Source organism: Thermus arciformis (assembly GCF_900102145.1).
In the GTDB taxonomy this organism is placed as follows: Bacteria; Deinococcota; Deinococci; order Deinococcales; family Thermaceae; genus Thermus; species Thermus arciformis.
The window spans coordinates 1-16754 of sequence record NZ_FNBC01000045.1; the positions used below are offsets into that span (position 1 = coordinate 1).

Sequence of the window (16754 nt, forward strand, 5' to 3'; positions counted from 1 at the left end):
GTCATCCTGCGGGAGCTCCACGCCCTGGGTCTGGGGCCGCCGGGGGGAGGGGGTGAAGGTTTATGCGGGGTATGCGGGAGGTGCAAGTTTTGAGTTTACCATCTTGACGCAGAGACCCTTCTCGTGGCTACCTACATCTGGGTAGACGACGAACTGAAGGCCCTGCAGGCCCAGGGCTTCAAGCTCCCCCCAAAGCAAAAGCACCAGAAGGCCACCCTGGCCGAGCTCCTAACCCTCGCCATCTTCCTCCTGTTGCAAGGCCAGGACCTCGCCAAAGGCTACCTGGCCGCCAAGACCACCCTCAAGGCCTACTTCCCCTCCCTCCCCCACCTCTCCCGCTTCTACCGGGTCCTTCAGAAGGCCCAGGGTTTGTTGGCTCACCTGGCCATGAGGCTCTCCGGGGGGCGAGGCCTCCTGCAGGTGGTGGACCTCAAGCCCATCCCCCTGGCCCACGGCCACCGCGTCCACGGCCTCTCCCTTCCCGAGGCCGCGGTAGGGGTAGGACCCTTGGGGGCTTTCGGCGGCTACGTCCTCATGCCGGTGATGAACGAGCGGGGCCTCTTTTTTCGCTGGGCTATCCTCCCCGGGAATGCTCGGGAGACCTGGGGGAGGGAGCTTTTGGGGGATCTGCCCGCGGTCCTGGGGGACCGGGGCTTTCGCTGGGTTCAGGGGATCAAGACCCCGCCCTATCGGGTCAGGGGAGGGAAGGTGGTGGAGACGGGGTGGAAAGGATGGATGGGGAGGGTACGGAACTGGATTGAGACCCGGTTCAGCGTGATGGTGCGGTCTTTAGGGCTTCATCGGATAGAAGTCCGGTCCTACTGGGGTCTGGTGGCCCGGGTGAACCTCATCCTGCTCGTTCACAACCTCATCCGTAGCCGGGTGCTTCTAAGGATGGCCGGGATAGAGCTATGAGGTAGCACACGAAGGAATTCCATTTGGGTTGACCCAGAGGACCACGTGGAGTTGGAAGGCCACCTCCCCCTCCCCTCCCAAGGTGGCGGCCTTCCCCTGAAAGTCCGCCTTCACCAAGGCTACTGGGTGGAAGCGGTCCGCCTCGAGGCCCGTCCTAAGAGAAAAACCCAGGGGGAGTTCTTAATGAAAGGCCGGAAGGACCAAGAGGCCCAAAGGTACTTTGGGGGGTGGAAAGGGAGCCCTAAAGGCTTTAGCCTGGCCACCCACCTCAAGGACCCGAGGAAGGAGTGGCGAAAACGTAGCCCCGAAGAGGAACCTTGACCTTGGCCAAGAAGGCGTTGGCCCCCGTGCTGCCCACCACGTAGACCTCGCCCTTCAGACCCACGGCCAGGGCATAGGTGAGATCGTCCCTCTCCGTCCCCGACTGGAGAACGCCTAAAAGCTCCCCTTTAGAGGTGTACTCCAGGACAAAAACGTCCGCCCCTCCGGCCCCCAGGTAACCGGGGAGGTTTCCCTGGGCGGAGTCTGCCAGGTAGACCTTGCCCCCAGGCCCCAGGGCCACGTAGGCGGAGCCGGTGATCACCCCTTCCCCCTCCACCACGGCTACCCCGAACTCTCTAAGCCAAAGGATCGCTCCCTTGGAATCCAGCTTGGCCAAGAAGGCCTTGGCGCCCGGATCCCCTCTTTGGAAGCTGCCCCTGGTGGTGCCCGCCACGTAGACCCCGGTGGGGTCAGCTTTCACAGACTGCCCCCGGTCGTCCGCGGAGGTGCCAAGCTGCTTGACCCAGAGGCGGTTCCCTTTGGGATCGTACTTCACCAGGAAGATGTCTTCACCCCCGAAGGACCTCTGGCCGGGAAGCTGCCCGTCTGTGGTCCCCACCAGGTAGAGGGCCCCCTCAGGGGAGTACGCCAGCCCCAGGGTGACCTCCCCGCCCGCAGAGCCTCCCTGCCGCACCCACAGCAACCGGCCCTCCCGGTCCAGCTTGGCCAAGAAGTAGTCCCTGTCCCCAGCGTTCCGCTGCCCCGGGAAGGCCCCGTAGGTGAACCCTCCCACGTAGAGGTTGCCTTGGCCGTCCAAGGCGAGGCCCGTCACCTTGTCTCAAAAGGGGGTGCCGTACTGCTTGAGGAAAAGGCGGCGGCCATCGGGGGCGAACTTGACCACGAAGAAGTCCCAATCCCCATGGCTCTTCCCCCCGAGAGAGCCGAAGGTGTGGCCAGTAGCGTACACGTTGCCTGCGGAGTCCGTGGTTAAGGCGAAAATCCCCTCGCCCTGGGAGGTGCCAAACTGCCGCATCCAGAGGAGCTTGCCCGAGGGGTCAAACCTGGCCACGAAAGCGTCTTCCGCTCCTTGGTGAACGCCTCCTGGGAGGCTTCCCGTGGTGGAGCCTCCCACGTAAACGAAGCCCTTGGCGTCCACGGCGACCGCTAGGGCCTGGGTTTCTGGCTGAAAGAAGAACACGCCAGGAGCCCCCAGGGTTTTCACCCAGTACATGCCGTACCAGTCCTTGGCGGGGACAGGGGGAGGGGGCGGGGGTGGGGGTGGGGCCGAAAGCTGCGCCAGGTAGTTGAGAACCAGGCCCAAAAGAACCCACGTCCCGTCCTGGATCTGGGCGAGGTAGACTCCATCTGGGCCTAGGCCGTAAAGAAAACCTTGCGCGATGAAGAGGTAGGCCCAGAAAACCCCCGGCTTGTGCCGTAACACCCGAGGCGAGGCGGGGTCGGAGAGGTCCAGAAGGTAAAGCCCTCCCTCCCCCAGGAGGTACAGGCCCTCCCTGGCCACCGCCAAGTACCAAGCGAGGAAGCCGGGGAGAGCGGTGACGAATACTGGTTTCAAGGGCTCCTGGAGACGGTACACCTTCAGGCCCGCGGGACCCCCGAGGTACAGGTAGCCCTGGTGAAGCACCAGGGTGAAGAAGGGCTCCCTAAGCAAGACCTGGATGCCCTTGAGCTCCCTGCCCAGGGGAAGGGCCACCAACCCTCCAAGGCCCCCCGCATAGAGCAGGCCCCCATCGCGCCAAAAGGCGTACACGGGGCCGAGGCCCGCCCGCCCCACCACGGTCAGCTTGCCCCCCTGCCAAAGGAGGGAGACGAGGCCCTCCGCCGTGCCCAGGTACACCACCTCTTGGACCACGTGTAGGGCGTAAACCGGCTTCTCCTTGAAGTAGGCCCTTTGCTCCAGCTGGCCGGGTCCTTTGACCTGGAAAACGCGTAGCCCGTCCGAAGCCCCCACAAAGAGGGTGTTCCCCTCAAGGAAAACGGCGTAGGCCACGAACCCCTTGACCTGGCCCACCATCCTGGGGGCCTTGGGGTCTTTTAGGCTCATGATCTTCACCCCGTCCCTGGTGGCCAGGTACACGAGCTCGCCCGCCACCCAGGCCCCATACCCCCCGTACCTGTCCAGGAAACGGGGGTTCTCCGCAGAGGCCAGGACCGGGGCTTCCGTGGAAGCCAGAAGGGGAAGCTCGGGCAACTCTAGGGCGTAAAGGAAGATCCCTGTGGGGGAGGCCACCCAGAGGGCCCCCTCCGCCAGGGAGAGGCTCGTGAAGGCCAGGGCCTGACGGCTCACCAGAAGCTGGGGGGCCGCCGGGGACTCCAGGGAGAAGACCCGGAGCCCTCCCACGCCCACGCTGAGGAGGAGGCCCTCCCGGACCACAAGCCGGTAGGCCCGAAAGCCCGCCACGCGGGCAAGCTCCTTCCACCCCCCGGCTTCCTCGGCCAGAACGAGGAGGCCATCCCCCGTGGCCAGGTACAGGTGGCCCTGCCACCAGGCCACGGCGTACACGGGCCCCAGGTCCACCTCGGCCACTACCTTGAGAGACTCCGGCAGGCCCAGGTCCACCACCACCAAGCCTCTGTCCGTGGCCAGGTAGGCCCGTTGCCCCTCCAGGGCTATCCCCCAGACCGCGTAGCCGGTGAGCCGACCCAAAAGCCTCGGGCTTTCCCCGGTGAGGTCCACCACCCCCAGGCCCCCGGAGCCCCCCAGGTAGGCCCGTCCCTCCCGTACCAGGACAAAGCGGGCGGGGAAACCCGAAAGCCGCGCCAGCACCCGGGGCCCTTCCCCTGCGGCCAGGACGTAAAGCCCGTAGTCGCTGGCGGCGTAGAGGCGCTCCCCGTCCCCCGCCAGGGCGTAGGCGGGAAAGCCGGAGAGGGCACCGCGCTCCCGGAGCTGGGGGTCCAGGACCCGCACCCCTTCCCCCGTGGCCAGGTAGACCAGACCCCCTTGGACGTACACGTCCCAGATGATCTTCTCCTCCTGGGCCCAGGCGAGGAGGCCCAGGAGGAGAAGGGGCAAGACCACCCTCCGCGCCGCGATGCCCTGGATGCCCTGAAGCTTGCGCTCCCCCAGGCTATTTTGGGCGAAAGCCCAGGGGAGGAAGGCCAATCCGAGGAAACAAACCACTCTCTTCATAACTCACCCCAAAAGCTGGGCGATGCCGGGATGTCGTTGTTTGGAGCATAGCAGCTTTAGGGCCTTCCTGTCAACAGAGCAGAAACCGGGCCCGCTTGAGCGCCCTAGCCGAGGCTTTGGGCCCCCCCAAGCCTTGGGCTACCCCGAAGCCTCAGGACAGGACCCCGCCCCTCGAGGCCAGCGCCAGGAGCCGCTCCGCCCCTTCAAGCCTCGCGGGGAGGTAGAGGTGAACGAAGCTCGCCAGCACCCGCCCGTCGGTGTACCCCTCCACCTCCTCTCCGCCCAGGCGGCGCCAGGCGGGGCTTGGCGAGGCGGGAAGCCTTGCGTAGTGGAACTCGTGCCCCTTGAAGGCCTGGCCCTTTCGGGCCACGGGGCTATCCCGCAAGGCCTCCACCTCCCGGTAGCCGAGGACGGGCCTCTCCGCCATGCGGGCCTCCCCCGGGACCAGGCCCACCATGGGGAAGAAGCGCTCCCCCACCCAGAGGCCCTGGGAGAGGTACATGTACCCCCCGCACTCGGCCACGATGGGGCCGGGGAAGCGGCGGATGGCCTCCCGCAGGGCCAGGTTCGCGGAAAGCCGCTCGGCGAAGAGCTCGGGGTAGCCGCCCCCGAGGAGGAGGGCGTGGGCTTTGGGGAGGGTCTCGTCCTCGAGGGGGCTGAAGGGGACGAGCTCCGCCCCCAGGGCCTCCAAAAGCTCCAGGGCCTCGGGGTAGTAGAAGGCGAAGGCCCTATCCCAGGCGTAGGCCACCCGGGCCCGGGGCGGGCGCTTTGGGGGGAGAAAGGGCCCGGCCTCGGGAAGGGGCGGGGCGGTGGCGGCGAGGCGGAGGACCTCTTCCAGGTCCACGCGGAAGGCCCGCCTCAGGGCCTCGAGGGGCGGGGCCACCTCCCCGGCGAGGACCAGGCCCAGGTGGCGCTCAGGAAGCTCCAGGGCGGGGTCTTGGGGAAGCCAGCCGAGGAGGGGGAGGCCCACGGCCTTTAGGGCCTCCTTCAGGATCTCCGCGTGCCGCTCCGAGCCCACCCGGTTGGCGAAGACCCCCACCACCCGCACCCCCGGGTGGAAGTCCCGGAAGCCCTGGGCGAGGGGGGCGATGGAGCCCGCCATGCCCTTGGCGTCCACCACCAGGGCCACGGGGGCCTTGAGGAGCCTCGCCACCTGGGCGGTGGAGCCCACCTCTCCCCGGGGGTCCTTCCCGTCAAAGAGGCCCATCACCCCCTCAATCAGGGCGAAGTCCGCCCCCCTCGCTCCGTGGCGGAAGAGGGCGAGGAGGCCCGTTTCGTCCAGGAAGAAGCCGTCCAGGTTGTAGGGCTTCCGGCCCGCGGCCTTCTCCAGGTGGGTGGGGTCAAGGTAGTCCGGCCCCACCTTGAAGGGCTGCACCCTTAGGCCCCTGGCCCTAAGGGCGAGGAGAAGGGCCAGGGAGACCGTGGTCTTGCCGGCGCCCGAGTGGGGGGCGGCGAGGAGGAGGCGCATCAGTGCTCTATCCCCCTCTGGGCGGGAACGCCTTGGTCAAAGGCGTGCTTCACCTTCCGCATCTCCGTCACCGTGTCGGCCAACTCCAAGAGGGCCTCGGGGGCGCCCCGCCCCGTCACCACCACGTGGACGTGGGGAGGCCTCGCCCGCAAGACTTCCAGGAACTCTTCCAGAGAAACCCAACCGTAGCGCAGGGGGTAGGTGGCCTCGTCCAGGACCACGAGGTCGTAGGCCCCGGAAAGAAGCGCCTCCTTGGCCCGCCCCCACCCCTCCTGGGCTAAGCGGGCGGAGGCCTCGAGGTCCCGGCTCCTCCAGGTGAACCCGTCCCCCAGGCCCTCTATGGGGATGCCCAAAAGGGCGAAGGCCCGGTGCTCCCCGAAGCGGGCGGTTCCATGCTTAATAAACTGGAAAATCCGCACCTTAAGCCCCCGGCCATGGGCCCTCAGGGCAAGCCCAAAGGCGGCGGTGCTTTTGCCCTTGCCGTCCCCGGTGTAGACCAGGAGGAGGCCCCGCCTCTCCCCCTTGGGCTTCTCGTAGGGCTTCACCCGGTTAGGCTCCTCCACAAGGCATAGCCTAGCAGGCTGGCCACCTCGCAAAGGGCGATCATGGCCCCGAGGGCGTCCCCGTTCAGCCCCCCGAGGCGGGCCCAGGCCAGGCGGGCCACCCCCCAAGCGGCGAGGAAGCCCAGGAGGGCGGGAAGGGGGTAGAGGAGGGGGAAGGGCAGGGCGGGAAGGAAGGCCCAGGGCCAGGGCCCCCCCCGGACCAGGGCGGCCATCCCCGGGCCCAGGAGGGGGTAGCGATGGAGGAAGGGGAGGAAGGCGAAGCGGGCCCACCCGGGAAAGAGGAGGAGGAAGAGGGGGTCTTGCACCAGGGCCAGGGCCTGGAAGAGGAGGAGGAGGTAGACGCCCCCTACCCCGAAGGCGAAGGCCCCCAGGTGGGGGTCCTTGAGGATGCGGAGGCGCTCCTCTTTGGGCCTCGCCCCTAAGAGGGCATCCGCCAGGTCCAAGAGGCCGTCCAGGTGCAAAAACCCCGTGAGCCCGAGGAGGAGGGCCACCCCCATGGCGGCGGAAAGCCCCGGGGACAGGGGCAAAAGGGCGAGGAGGGCCAGGGGGAGCCCTAGGAGGTAGCCCACCAGGGGGAAGAAGGCCACGCTCCGCTTGAACTCCCCCTCCCCTACCCCCGCAGGGGCCACGGGCAACACCGTGAGGAGGGCCAGGGCGAGGCGGAGGTCTCGGAGCACCTAAAGCGCACGGAAAAGTGCCCGCCTCAGGTCCCCAGGAAGGCCCACCTCCCCGGCCCCCACGAAGGCCAGGAAGCGCCGCTCCAGTTGGGCAAGGGCTTTTTCCTCCGCTTGGGAAAGGGGAAGCCTTCCCTCCCGGACGAGGCGGGCGAGGAGGGAGCGGGCGCCGGGGGTTAGCCCCTCCAGGAGGTCCCGAAGGGTTTCCGGGTCCAGGAGGTCCTCCAGCCCCATGCCCTCATCCACCTCCAGTTCGACAAGCCAAAAGGTCCTGAGGCTAAGGGGCAGGCGGCGGGCCCAGTCCTCCAGACCGCCCCCCTCAGGAAGGGGTTCCTTCCGCCAGGGCCTTTGCGCCTCGAGGCGGCGGACGCGGAGGGGGTAGACGTTGAGCCGGTCCAGGTTCACGGCCCGGTTCCCGGGGGGGACGAGGAAGGCCTCTTCCACCTCCTCCTCGGGCGGGGCCAGGAGGAGCCAGGTGAAGAGGAACTCCTCTGGCCATAGGTCCCCGGGCGGGGGTTCGGGAGGGGAAAGGGGGGCGAGGGGGTCCCGCCCGAGCTCCAGGCGTAGGCGCAGGGCCTCCCTCACCCCCCAGGGGAGCTCCTCCCGCAGCAGGCGGCGCACCCGCCCCTCGGGCCAATCCCCAAAGGGCCGGTATAGGAGGGCGTAGAGCTCCAGGAGGAGGCTATCGGGGAAGGCCTTGCGGAAGTGGGCCAGCTCTCCGGGGGAGGCCGCGGCCGAGGCCGCCTCCCGTTCCTCCGGGGAGGCCCCGAGGAGCTCCCCGAGGCTCGCCAAGGGCACGAAGGGCGGCCTCCCCTCCTCCAGGAAGCGGAGGCGCATCACCCCCTCCCTCATCTCCTGCCTCACGTCTTCCGGGGAAAGGAGGCCCGAGCGCAGGAAGGGGCGGCCCCAAAGGGTGAGCTCCCCTAGCCCCAGGCGGGGAAGCCAGGACCGGAAGGCCTCCCAAGCGAAGGGTGGAGGGGACACGTCGGCCCGGCCCGGGGAGAGGAAGAGCCCCAGGGGAACCAGGGGCCTCCCCTCCTCTTCCGCCTCCAGAGGCTCCTCCAGGTGGGGAAACCGGGCCCTTAGGGGCGGGTCAAAGGCCCGGTCCAGCTCCAGGGCCACCCTCCCCTCTCCCACACCCAGGGCCAGGAGGGCGAGCCCCTCGGCGAGGTGGGGGTCCTTGGGGCGCCGGGCGAGGAGGGGCCGGACCTCCTCCGCCAGGGACGGCCCCTCCTGGGGGAAACGGGCGAGGAGGCGGGCCAGCTCCACCCTCCAGTCCCCGCCCCACGCCTCCCCGAGCTCCCCGGCGAGGCCTTGCGCCCTAAGGAAGGCCCCCCGGGCGAGGTACAGGCGCACCAGGAGGTAGCCCGGATAGGGGGAAGGGCGTTTGCGGAAAAACCCTTCCAGGGAGGGGATGTCCTCCTGGTAGAGCCACCGCTCCACCTCCCGGGCCACCTCCGGAGGAAGCCCCTGCTCCTCCAGAACGGCCTCCGCCCAGGCGGTGTCCCCCGGGAGAGGGAGGCCCCGCCGCTCCAGAAAGCGGGCCAAGTCCAGAAGGTGGGCGGGAAACTCCGTGCCGTAGATCCGCCAAAGCTCGGCGCAGGCCTCCCCACCCATGGCCTTGGCCCCAAGTTCCATGAGGCGGAGCCCTTCGTAGGCCCCGTCCGAGGTGAAGCGGAGGTAGCCGTAGAGGAACCGGGCCTCCGGGTCCTTGGGGTGCCTGCGGTAGGCCCGCTCCGCGTGCTCCAAGGCCTCGAGGAGATCCCCCTCCTCCAGGAGGTCCCAGGCCCGTTCCAGCTCCCAGCGCCCCATGAAGAGATCATACACAGGGGCCTCACCCCCGGGAAACCCCCGCCTCCTGGAAGGTGGCCATGTGGAGGATGCGGGCCGCGGCCCGGAGAAGGGGCATGGCGAGGACCGCCCCCGTCCCCTCCCCCAGGGCGAGGTCCAGGTCCAAAAGCGGCCTCAGGCCCAGGGCCTCCAGCTGGTGGCGGTGGCCGGGCTCCCGGGAGAGGTGGCCGGCGAAGAGGTGGTCCCTAAGCCCCGGCACCATCTTCCAGGCCAAAAGGGCCCCCGCGGTCACGGGGAAGCCGTCCAGGACCAGGGGAAGCCCGGCCTCGTACCCCTCGAGGTAGACCCCGGCGATGGCCACAAGCTCAAGCCCCCCCACCTCGGCCGCCACCTCGAGGGGACCCATGCCCGGATGAAGGCGGGCGAGGGCCCGGGCCACCGCTTGGCGCTTCCGCCTCAGGCCCTCCTCCCCCACCCCCGTCCCCCGGCCCACCACGGCCTCGGGAGGGAGGTCCAGGAGGGCGGCGGTGAGGGCGGCCGCCGCCGTGGTGTTGCCGATGCCCATGTCCCCGGCGGCGAGGAGGGTGGCCCCTTCCGCGATGGCCCGCCTCGCCGCCTGGCGGCCCGCCAGGAGGGCCCTTTGGGCCTCCTCCGGGGTCATGGCGGGGCCTTGGGCGAGGTTCGCCGTCCCCGGGCGCACCTTGCGCTTGAGAAGCCCCGGGTGGTCGGGAAGCTCCCCCACCACCCCCACGTCCAGGACGTAGACGGCGCAGTCCGCCGCCAGGGCGAACTGGTTGATGGCGGCGCCCCCGCGGAGGAAGTTCAGGACCATCTGCCGGGTGACCTCCTGGGGGTAGGCGGAAACCCCCTCGGCCACCACCCCGTGGTCGGCGGCGGCCACCACCACCGCCCCCCGCCCGAGCTCGGGCTTCACCCGGCCCTGAAGGGCGGCGAGGCGCAGGGCCACCTCCTCCAGATAGCCCAAGGCGCGGGGGGGCTTGGTGAGCTGGTCCATGCGGAGCCGGGCTTGGGCGAAGACCTCCGGGTCCACCATGGGGAAAAGCTTACCCTAGGGGCATGGAGCTCTGGCTCGTGCGCCACGGGGAGACCCTCTGGAACCGGGAGGGGAGGCTTCTCGGCTGGACGGACCTCCCCCTCACGGCGGAGGGCGAGGCCCAGGCGCGAAGGCTCAAGGGGGCGCTTCCTTCACTTCCCGCCTTCAGCTCGGACCTCCTGCGGGCGAGGCGGACGGCGGAGCTTGCGGGGTTTTCCCCCCGCCTCGCCCCCGAGCTTCGGGAGATCCACTTCGGAACGCTGGAGGGGGCACCTTGGGAGACCCTGGACCCCCGCTACAAGGAGGCCCTCCTAAGGTTCCAGGGCTTCCACCCCCCGGGAGGGGAAAGCCTACTGGCCTTCCAGGAAAGGGTCTTCCGCTTCCTGGAGGGGCTTAAAGCCCCTGCGGTCCTCTTCACCCACGGGGGGGTGGTGCGGGCGGTGCTCAGGGCCTTGGGGGAGGACCGCTTCTTGCCCCCAGCGACCGTCCTCGCGGTGGACTGGCCCCACAGGGTCCTGGACGCCCTCGGCCCAAGGTGAGCCTCCTCCTCGCCCTCCTCCTGGACACCCTCTTCGGGGAGCCCCCTTCCCGGTTCCACCCCGTGGTCTGGATGGGGCGGTACCTCGCCTGGGCCTGGAGGAGGGTCCGGGGCTTCTGGTCAGGGGCCTTCTACTGGGCTTTGGGGGCCCTCCTCTTCGCCCTGCCCGCCTTTCTCCTGGACCTCCTCCTGAGGCCCTTGGCCTGGGGCTGGGTGGCCCTGGGCCTCCTCCTCAAGCCCCTCTTTAGCCTGAGGATGCTCCTTGAGGAGGTCTTTGAGGTGGAAAAGGCCCTGGGGGAGGGCCTCGAGGCGGGAAGGAGGCGCCTTTCCCGCATCGTGAGCCGCAGAACGGAAGACCTCTCCGAGGAGGAGGTGCGGGAGGCCGCCCTGGAAAGCCTCGCGGAGAACCTCTCGGATAGCCTCCTCGCCCCCCTCCTCTACTACGCCCTCTTCGGCCTCGGGGGGGCCGCCCTCTACCGCTACGCCAACACCGCCGATGCCATGTGGGGCTACCCGGAGCACGGGGCCAGGGGCGCCTTCGCCGCCCGGGCGGACGACCTCTTGAACCTCCTTCCGGCCCGGCTCACCGGGCTTCTCCTCTGCCCGCTTGGGCTCTGGGGGAGGCTTTGGCGGGAGGCCCGCAAGACCCCTTCCCCCAACGCGGGCTTCCCCATGGCCGCCCTGGCCTTGAGGCTCGGGGTGCGCCTCAGGAAGCGGGGGGCCTACGCCCTGAACCCTCGGGCCCCCTCCCCAAAGGCCCGGCACACCCGGAAGGCCCTCTGGCTCGCGGGGGGCCTGGGCTACGGGGTGGGCCTCCTCCTCGCGGCGGCCACGGGGCTTTGGTAGGCTTTGGGGGTGGCGCAAAGCCGGGACCTCTCCCTGGGGGAAGGGCTGGCGCCCTTCGCGGGGCCGCAGGGGAAGAAGGCCGCCTTCCAGAGGCCCGGGGCCCCTCGGCGGCGGGCCTCCTCGAGGCGCCCGCCCAAAGGTTCCCCGTGCCCGAGGCGTGGCCGGACGCCGCCAGGGAGCCGGACGAGGCCTACACCCCAAGCCGGGAGCCCAGCGCCTTGCCGGAGGGGGCCCTCCGCCTCCGTCCTTAGCCTAGGCCCCACTCGGCCTCCCGCGGCCTCCCTACCATGGAAGGCATGCTGGACGACGTCCTCCGCCCCATCCACGGGGGTACCGACGGGGGCCCCGAGCCCCTCTACGACTTCTCCACCAACGCCAACGCCCTAGGCCCCAACCCCGTGGCCCTGGACTACCTCCGCCGGGCCGACCCGAGCCGCTACCCCGACCCCCTCTACCGCAGGCTAAGGAAGGCCCTGGCCGAGGCCCACGGGGTCTCTCCCGAACAAGTGGCCGTGGGCACAGGGACGAGCGAGCTCATCCACCGCCTGGCCCGCTGGACCTACCTGCGGGGGCCCATCCTCCTCCTCCCCCCCACCTTCGGCGAGTACGCCCGGGCCGCCCGGGCCCTGGACCTGCCCCTCTGGGAGGCGGAAAGCCCCGAGGCCTTTCTGGAGCTCCTCCCCAAAAGCTCCCTCGCCTTCCTCTGCGTGCCCAACAACCCCACGGGGGAGGTCTACCCCTTCCTGGAGGAGGCGGCGAGGCGCGCAGGAGGCGCCCTGGTCCTGGACCTCGCCTACAACGACCTCATGGCCTCCCCCCCGCCCCTCCCCCAAAAGGCCTTCCGCCTCTATAGCCCCAACAAGGCCCACGGCCTCACGGGGGTGCGGGCGGGGTACCTCATCGCCCCTCTGGACCTCACCCACTTCCAGAACCTGGCCCCAAGCTGGCCCCTCTCCGTCTACGGGGAGGCCTTCCTCCACGCCCACCTGGACCCAAAGGCCCGGGCCTGGCTGGAGGAGAGCAAGAGGGAGCTCTTCCGCCTCCGCCGCCTCCTCGCCGAGGGGCTTAGGGGGCTTGGCCTAAGGGTTAGGGAAAGCCCCGCCAACTTCCTCCTGGTGCGGGTGGGCCGGGCCACGGAGGTGGCGAAGGCCCTGAGGGAAAGGGGCATAAGGGTGCGGGACTGCACCAGTTTTGGCCTCCCCGAGTGGCTCAGGCTCTCCGCCCAGAAGGAGGAGGCCATAAGGGCCCTCCTCCTCGCCCTGGAGGAGGTCCTCGCGGGTAAACTCAAGGCATGACCCCGGAGCTTGCCCGCTACCTGGAGGAGGCCCTGGGGCGGCTGCGGGCGGCCCTGGACCTGGAGGCCCCTTACCTCTTCGGCTCCCACGCCCGGGGGACGGCGGACCGGAGGTCCGACCTGGACCTCCTGGTGGTGGCCCGCACTTCCCTCCCTCCCCTTGAGCGCATCGGCCTCGTCCTGGAGCTCCTCCAGGACGCCCCCCTTCCTGTGGAGGCCATCGTCCTCACCCCCGAGGAGTTCCAAGAGCGCCGGGAACTCCCCTTCCTCCAGGGGGTGCTATTGGAGGCGAAACCGCTTTATGAGCGTGGAGCGCCGGCTTGAGGACCGGAGGGTGCGCCTTGGGAAGGGCTAAGGCCCTCATCGTCTGGGGCACGGGAAGCGGGGTGGGGAAAAGCCTCTTCGTGGCGGGGCTTCTTCGCCACTTCAGAAGGCTTGGCCTCAAGGCCGCCCCCTTCAAGGCCCAGAACATGGCGAACCACGCCCGGGTGGTCCGGGGCGGGGAGGTGGCCAGCGCCCAGTGGCTCCAAGCCCTGGCGGCAGGGGTGGAGCCCGAGGTGCGCATGAACCCCGTCCTGGTGAAGCCCTTCGGGGAGAGGGGCGCCCAGGTGGTGGTCTGGGGGAAGGTGGACCCCTTCCTCTCCGGGCTTCCCTGGAAGGAGAGGAGGCCCCACCTCGAGGCCCCCGTCCGCGAGGCCCTGGAAGGCCTCCTCGCCGAGCACGACCTCCTGGTGCTGGAGGGGGCGGGAAGCCCGGTGGAGCGGAACCTCTGGCCCGACCTGCCGAACCTAAGGGTGGCCGAGTGGGCGGACGCCAAGGCCCTCCTGGTGGCCGACGTGGACCAGGGCGGGGCCCTGGGGGCGCTCTACGGCACCTGGGCCCTCCTGGGGGAGCACCGAAAGAGGCTCGTGGGCTTCGCCTTCAACAAGTTCCGGGGGGACCTGGAGCTCCTCAGGCCCGCCTACGGCCTCCTTACGGGCTGGACCGGCCTCCCCGTCCTCGGCACCCTGCCCATGCTCCCCCTCGCCCTCCCCGAGGAGGACGGGTTCCGCTACCGCCAGCCCGCCGGGAATGGCCCCAAGGTGGCCCTCCTCCGCTACCCCCACGCGGCCAACCTGGACGAGTTCTGGCCCCTCTCCGAGCTCGCCCGCCCGGTCCACGTCACCTCCCCCGAGGAGGCGGAAGGGGCTTGGCTCCTCATCCTCCCGGGAAGCCGCCTCCCGGCGCGGGACCTCCCCTGGCTTCGGGCCTTCCTCCCCCTGATCCAGAGGCACCTGGAGGCGGGCAGGCCCGTCCTCGCCGTCTGCGGCGGGGCGGAGATGCTCGCCGAGGCCCTCCTGGACGAGGAGGGGGTGGAGGAAAGGGGCAAGTTCCCCGGCCTCGGCCTCCTCCCCTACCGGGTGCGGATGGCCCGGGAGAAGACGGTGGAGCGGAGGCGGGTAAGGCTTCGGGGGCTTTCCGGGTACTGGGGGAGGCTTGAGGGCCTCGAGGTGGAGGGGTACGAGATCCACCACGGCCAGGGCCTCCCCCTCGTCCACCAGGAAGGCCCCCTCCTCGCCACCTGGCTCCACGGCCTCCTGGAAAACCCCGGGGTGCAAAGGGCCCTCTTCGGCCGGGAGGCAAGGGGCCTGGAGGAAGCCCTGGAGGCCCTGGCGGACGCCCTGGAACGCCACCTGGACCTAGGGGCCCTCCACCGGGCCCTGGGGCTTGCGGGGAGGGCCTTCCCCGCGGCAAGCCCCCTTGGGGCCCCCACCGAGGCTTTCGCCTCGGTGGGGCATTTAGACCCGCCCCCACCCCCCGGCCTCGTCCTCCTCTTGGGCGGGGCGAAAAGCGGCAAAAGCCGCTTCGCCCAGCGGCTCGCCGGGCCCTTCGCCACCCTGGTGGCCACCGCCGAGGCCCGGGACGAGGAGATGGCGGAGAGGATCCGCCGCCACAAGGAGGAGCGCCCCCCCACCTGGGAGACCCTGGAGGAGCCCCTGGACCTCCCGGGGGCCCTAAAGAGGGCCCGCCACCCCACGGTGGTGGTGGACTGCCTCACCCTCTGGGTCGCCAACCTGATGGAACGGGGCCTGGACCCCCTCTCGGAGGCGAGGCGCTTCCTCAGGGCGGTGGAGGAAAGCGGCAAGAGGGTCATCGCCGTCTCCAACGAGGTGGGGATGGGGATCGTCCCCCAAAACCCCCTCGCCCGCCGCTACCGGGACCTCCTGGGCCAGGTGAACGCCCTCCTGGCCGAAGCGGCCCAGGAGGCCTACCTCCTGGTGGCGGGCCGCCCCCTGCCCCTCGGGGGGGGCAGGGTCCCCCCCCAGGAAGCCGGAAGGACCGGCCCCCAGGGAGGGGAGCCGGACCCCGGCCGACCGGCCCCTTAGGCCAGCACGTCCTCGGGGTGGCGCGTCCCCTGGGGCCTGGCCTTGAGGATCTCCAGGGCCTCCTCCTCGCTCATCGCCGGGTTCTGGTAGCGGAGGCCCAGGGCCTCCCCCATGAGGCGGAAGACGTGGGTGTTGTCCAAAAGGCCAAGCTGGAGGAAGCGGAGGCCCTGGCCGTAGAGGAGGAGCATCACGGGGCTCGCCGTGTGCTGGCCCGAGCCATAGCCGATGTTGGGCCGGTCGGGCCTTTGGGCGTTCCGCTGCGCCATGGCCCAGGCCAGGGTGTTGGCGGGCTGGACCCCGTGGCGCACCCCCTCCGGCCAGTAGGCCCTCTCCCGGATGGCCCGCACCACCCTTTCCGCCTCAGGGTCCTCGAGGGCCACCCCCTTCATGGCCCGGAAGGCCTCCTTGACCTGGGAGGCCTCCGGAGCCTGGCCGAGGACGCGGAGCATGTGCTCAAAGCTCGCCCGCTGCGGCTCCAGGAGGTCCAGCCCCATGGAGCTTTCCAGGTAGCTCCGCCCGGCCCCGTAAAGCCCCCCTACCCCGGTGGCGTGGTCCGAGACCACGATGAGAAGGGTGTCCGGGTTCCGGTCCACGAAGGCGGTGAGGAGCTCCAGGGCCTCGTCCGCCGCCAGGACGTCCCAAAGGGTGGTCCCGGCGTCGTTCAGGTGGTTGGCGTGGTCAATCCGCCCCGCCTCCACCTGGAGGACGAAGCCCCCGCGGTGGGCGGCGAGCCGGGGTAGGGCGGCCTGGACCATCTCCTTGAGGCTCGGCACCCCAAGGCCCTGGAAGCGGCGGTCCACCTCGTAGGGCACGTGGCTGTCGGAGAAGACGCCCAGGAGCCGGGTGGCGTTGGAACGGGCGAGCTCCTCGGGGGTGCGCACCACCCCGTACCCCTTGGCGGCGAAGGCGGCGTAGAGGTCCTTCCCGTCCTTGCGCTTGGCGGGGTTGAAGAAGTGGTCCCCGCCCCCCAGGTAGACCTCGGCCCCGAACTCCAGGTACTGCTCGGCAATGCGCTCCTCGGCGTTCCGGTCGGGGTTGGAGACCACGAAGCTCCCCGGGGTGGCGTGGGTGACGGTGGTGGTGGTCACGAGCCCCACGGCCTTCCCCGCCTCCTTGGCCGCGGCGAAGAAGGGCTTGAGGGGGGTGCCGTCGGCGTGGATGGCGAGCCCCCCGTTCACCGTCTTCACCCCGCAGGAGAAGGCGTTCCCCGCGGCGCTGGACTCGGTGACGTAGCTGGTGAGGCTGTAGGTGTTGATGAGCCCGTTGGGGTAGCGGGCGAGGAGGCGCTCCAGGGCCAGGACCCGGCCCTGCCGCCTCCGGGCGTAGGCCTGGGCGATGGCGTAGTCCTCCCAGGAAAACCCGTCGTAGACGAAGACGATGAGGTTGCGGTACCGCCTGCCTAAAGAGGGGCCGTCTTGGGAAGGCGCCCCCTGGGCCTGGCTCCGGGGCAGGAGGGCCAAGGCCCCGGCGGCCAGGCCGCCCTTCAGGATGTCCCTTCGCTTCATCATCCTCACCTCCGGGGTTGAGGGTAAGGGGCGGGTGTCAGGAGGGTGTCAGGACAGGGGGGTTGCCCCGGGGAAGGGCCGCCACCTCGTCCCCAAAGAAGACCCCCCTTTAGGGCAGGGCTTCCGGAAGGAGGACCCACCACACCTTGGTCGGCCCCACACCTTGGTCGGCCCCTCCTTGCCGGTGATGGCGAAGTCGTTGTCGTTGGCGATGGCCAGGGTGGGCCGGGCCGGTCCTCCAGTTCTGCGACCCCCCGGAAGCGGTATAGTTTTTCCGCTAATGTTTCAATCCTCACCGGCCCTTTCGGGCCGGTGCAACTCCCGCAGCCTG

The 16754-nt window shown here is 70.0% G+C and carries 14 protein-coding genes; 6 read left to right on the top strand and 8 right to left on the bottom strand.

Annotated elements, in window-relative coordinates; translation table 11 throughout:
* Positions 1 to 123: 123 nt before the first annotated feature.
* Positions 124 to 915 (top strand): transposase, encoded by a 792-nt coding sequence (locus BLP62_RS11760; RefSeq protein WP_093008531.1) that lies wholly within the window; start codon positions 124 to 126, stop codon positions 913 to 915.
* Positions 916 to 1183: 268 nt separating this feature from the next.
* Here BLP62_RS11760 and BLP62_RS11765 read toward each other — a convergent pair whose 3' ends face one another.
* The 7 genes from BLP62_RS11765 to cobT all read right to left on the bottom strand — a co-directional run bounded on the left by BLP62_RS11765 (position 1184) and on the right by cobT (position 9874).
* Positions 1184 to 2008 carry an NHL repeat-containing protein gene (locus BLP62_RS11765; RefSeq protein WP_093008532.1) on the bottom strand — a complete coding sequence of 275 codons (825 nt, stop codon included), beginning with the start codon at positions 2006 to 2008 and terminating at the stop codon, positions 1184 to 1186.
* Positions 2009 to 2014: 6 nt separating this feature from the next.
* Positions 2015 to 4324: a hypothetical protein gene (locus BLP62_RS11770; protein ID WP_143004365.1), complete on the bottom strand. Its 2310-nt coding sequence runs from the start codon at positions 4322 to 4324 to the stop codon at positions 2015 to 2017.
* A 151-nt stretch (positions 4325 to 4475) separates the two neighbouring features.
* The gene (locus tag BLP62_RS11775) at positions 4476 to 5792 is read right to left on the bottom strand and encodes a cobyrinic acid a,c-diamide synthase CobB (protein ID WP_093008534.1); all 1317 of its coding nucleotides are present in this window, start codon (positions 5790 to 5792) and stop codon (positions 4476 to 4478) included.
* The gene (gene cobO, locus BLP62_RS11780) at positions 5792 to 6355 is read right to left on the bottom strand and encodes a cob(I)yrinic acid a,c-diamide adenosyltransferase (RefSeq protein WP_038069818.1); all 564 of its coding nucleotides are present in this window, start codon (positions 6353 to 6355) and stop codon (positions 5792 to 5794) included. Before cobO ends, BLP62_RS11775 begins: the two co-directional genes overlap by 1 nt.
* Positions 6334 to 7032, bottom strand: coding sequence for an adenosylcobinamide-GDP ribazoletransferase (locus BLP62_RS11785; protein WP_093008535.1), 699 nt, complete (start codon positions 7030 to 7032; stop codon positions 6334 to 6336). Before BLP62_RS11785 ends, cobO begins: the two co-directional genes overlap by 22 nt.
* A complete protein-coding gene (locus BLP62_RS11790; protein ID WP_093008543.1) occupies positions 7033 to 8841 on the bottom strand; it encodes a hypothetical protein in 1809 nt (602 codons plus the stop codon).
* Positions 8842 to 8863: 22 nt separating this feature from the next.
* Positions 8864 to 9874 carry a nicotinate-nucleotide--dimethylbenzimidazole phosphoribosyltransferase gene (gene cobT, locus BLP62_RS11795; RefSeq protein ID WP_176758215.1) on the bottom strand — a complete coding sequence of 337 codons (1011 nt, stop codon included), beginning with the start codon at positions 9872 to 9874 and terminating at the stop codon, positions 8864 to 8866.
* 23 nt (positions 9875 to 9897) lie between these two features.
* On the opposite strand from cobT, the gene BLP62_RS11800 reads away from it, so the two are divergent.
* The 5 genes from BLP62_RS11800 (at position 9898) to BLP62_RS11825 (ending at position 14918) form a co-directional block, all read left to right on the top strand.
* Positions 9898 to 10413 (top strand): histidine phosphatase family protein, encoded by a 516-nt coding sequence (locus tag BLP62_RS11800; protein ID WP_093008536.1) that lies wholly within the window; start codon positions 9898 to 9900, stop codon positions 10411 to 10413.
* Positions 10410 to 11258, top strand: a complete 849-nt coding sequence (gene cbiB / locus BLP62_RS11805; RefSeq protein WP_093008537.1) for an adenosylcobinamide-phosphate synthase CbiB — start codon at positions 10410 to 10412, stop codon at positions 11256 to 11258. The genes BLP62_RS11800 and cbiB overlap by 4 nt, the downstream gene beginning before the upstream one ends.
* A gap of 296 nt (positions 11259 to 11554) precedes the next feature.
* Positions 11555 to 12553, top strand: a complete 999-nt coding sequence (locus tag BLP62_RS11815; RefSeq protein ID WP_176758216.1) for a pyridoxal phosphate-dependent aminotransferase — start codon at positions 11555 to 11557, stop codon at positions 12551 to 12553.
* On the top strand, positions 12550 to 12876 hold the full coding sequence (locus BLP62_RS11820) for a nucleotidyltransferase domain-containing protein (protein ID WP_093008540.1): 327 nt from the start codon (positions 12550 to 12552) through the stop codon (positions 12874 to 12876). The genes BLP62_RS11815 and BLP62_RS11820 overlap by 4 nt, the downstream gene beginning before the upstream one ends.
* 17 nt (positions 12877 to 12893) lie before the next feature.
* Positions 12894 to 14918 (top strand): cobyric acid synthase, encoded by a 2025-nt coding sequence (locus BLP62_RS11825; protein ID WP_093008541.1) that lies wholly within the window; start codon positions 12894 to 12896, stop codon positions 14916 to 14918.
* Here BLP62_RS11825 and BLP62_RS11830 read toward each other — a convergent pair.
* Entirely contained in the window at positions 14915 to 16423 is a 1509-nt protein-coding gene (locus BLP62_RS11830; protein ID WP_093008542.1) for an alkaline phosphatase, read from the bottom strand. The two genes, BLP62_RS11825 and BLP62_RS11830, sit on opposite strands and share 4 nt — an antisense overlap.
* Between the last annotated feature and the right edge of the window lie 331 nt (positions 16424 to 16754).

Coding starts and splice junctions, on each gene's coding strand:
- BLP62_RS11815 (WP_176758216.1), top strand. CDS start 11,555: ATGCTGGACGACGTCCTCCGCCCCATCCACGGGGGTACCGACGGGGGC.
- BLP62_RS11800 (WP_093008536.1), top strand. CDS start 9,898: ATGGAGCTCTGGCTCGTGCGCCACGGGGAGACCCTCTGGAACCGGGAG.
- BLP62_RS11790 (WP_093008543.1), bottom strand. CDS start 8,841: ATGGGGCGCTGGGAGCTGGAACGGGCCTGGGACCTCCTGGAGGAGGGG.
- BLP62_RS11820 (WP_093008540.1), top strand. CDS start 12,550: ATGACCCCGGAGCTTGCCCGCTACCTGGAGGAGGCCCTGGGGCGGCTG.
- BLP62_RS11775 (WP_093008534.1), bottom strand. CDS start 5,792: ATGCGCCTCCTCCTCGCCGCCCCCCACTCGGGCGCCGGCAAGACCACG.
- cobT (WP_176758215.1), bottom strand. CDS start 9,874: ATGGTGGACCCGGAGGTCTTCGCCCAAGCCCGGCTCCGCATGGACCAG.
- BLP62_RS11830 (WP_093008542.1), bottom strand. CDS start 16,423: ATGAAGCGAAGGGACATCCTGAAGGGCGGCCTGGCCGCCGGGGCCTTG.
- BLP62_RS11770 (WP_143004365.1), bottom strand. CDS start 4,324: ATGAAGAGAGTGGTTTGTTTCCTCGGATTGGCCTTCCTCCCCTGGGCT.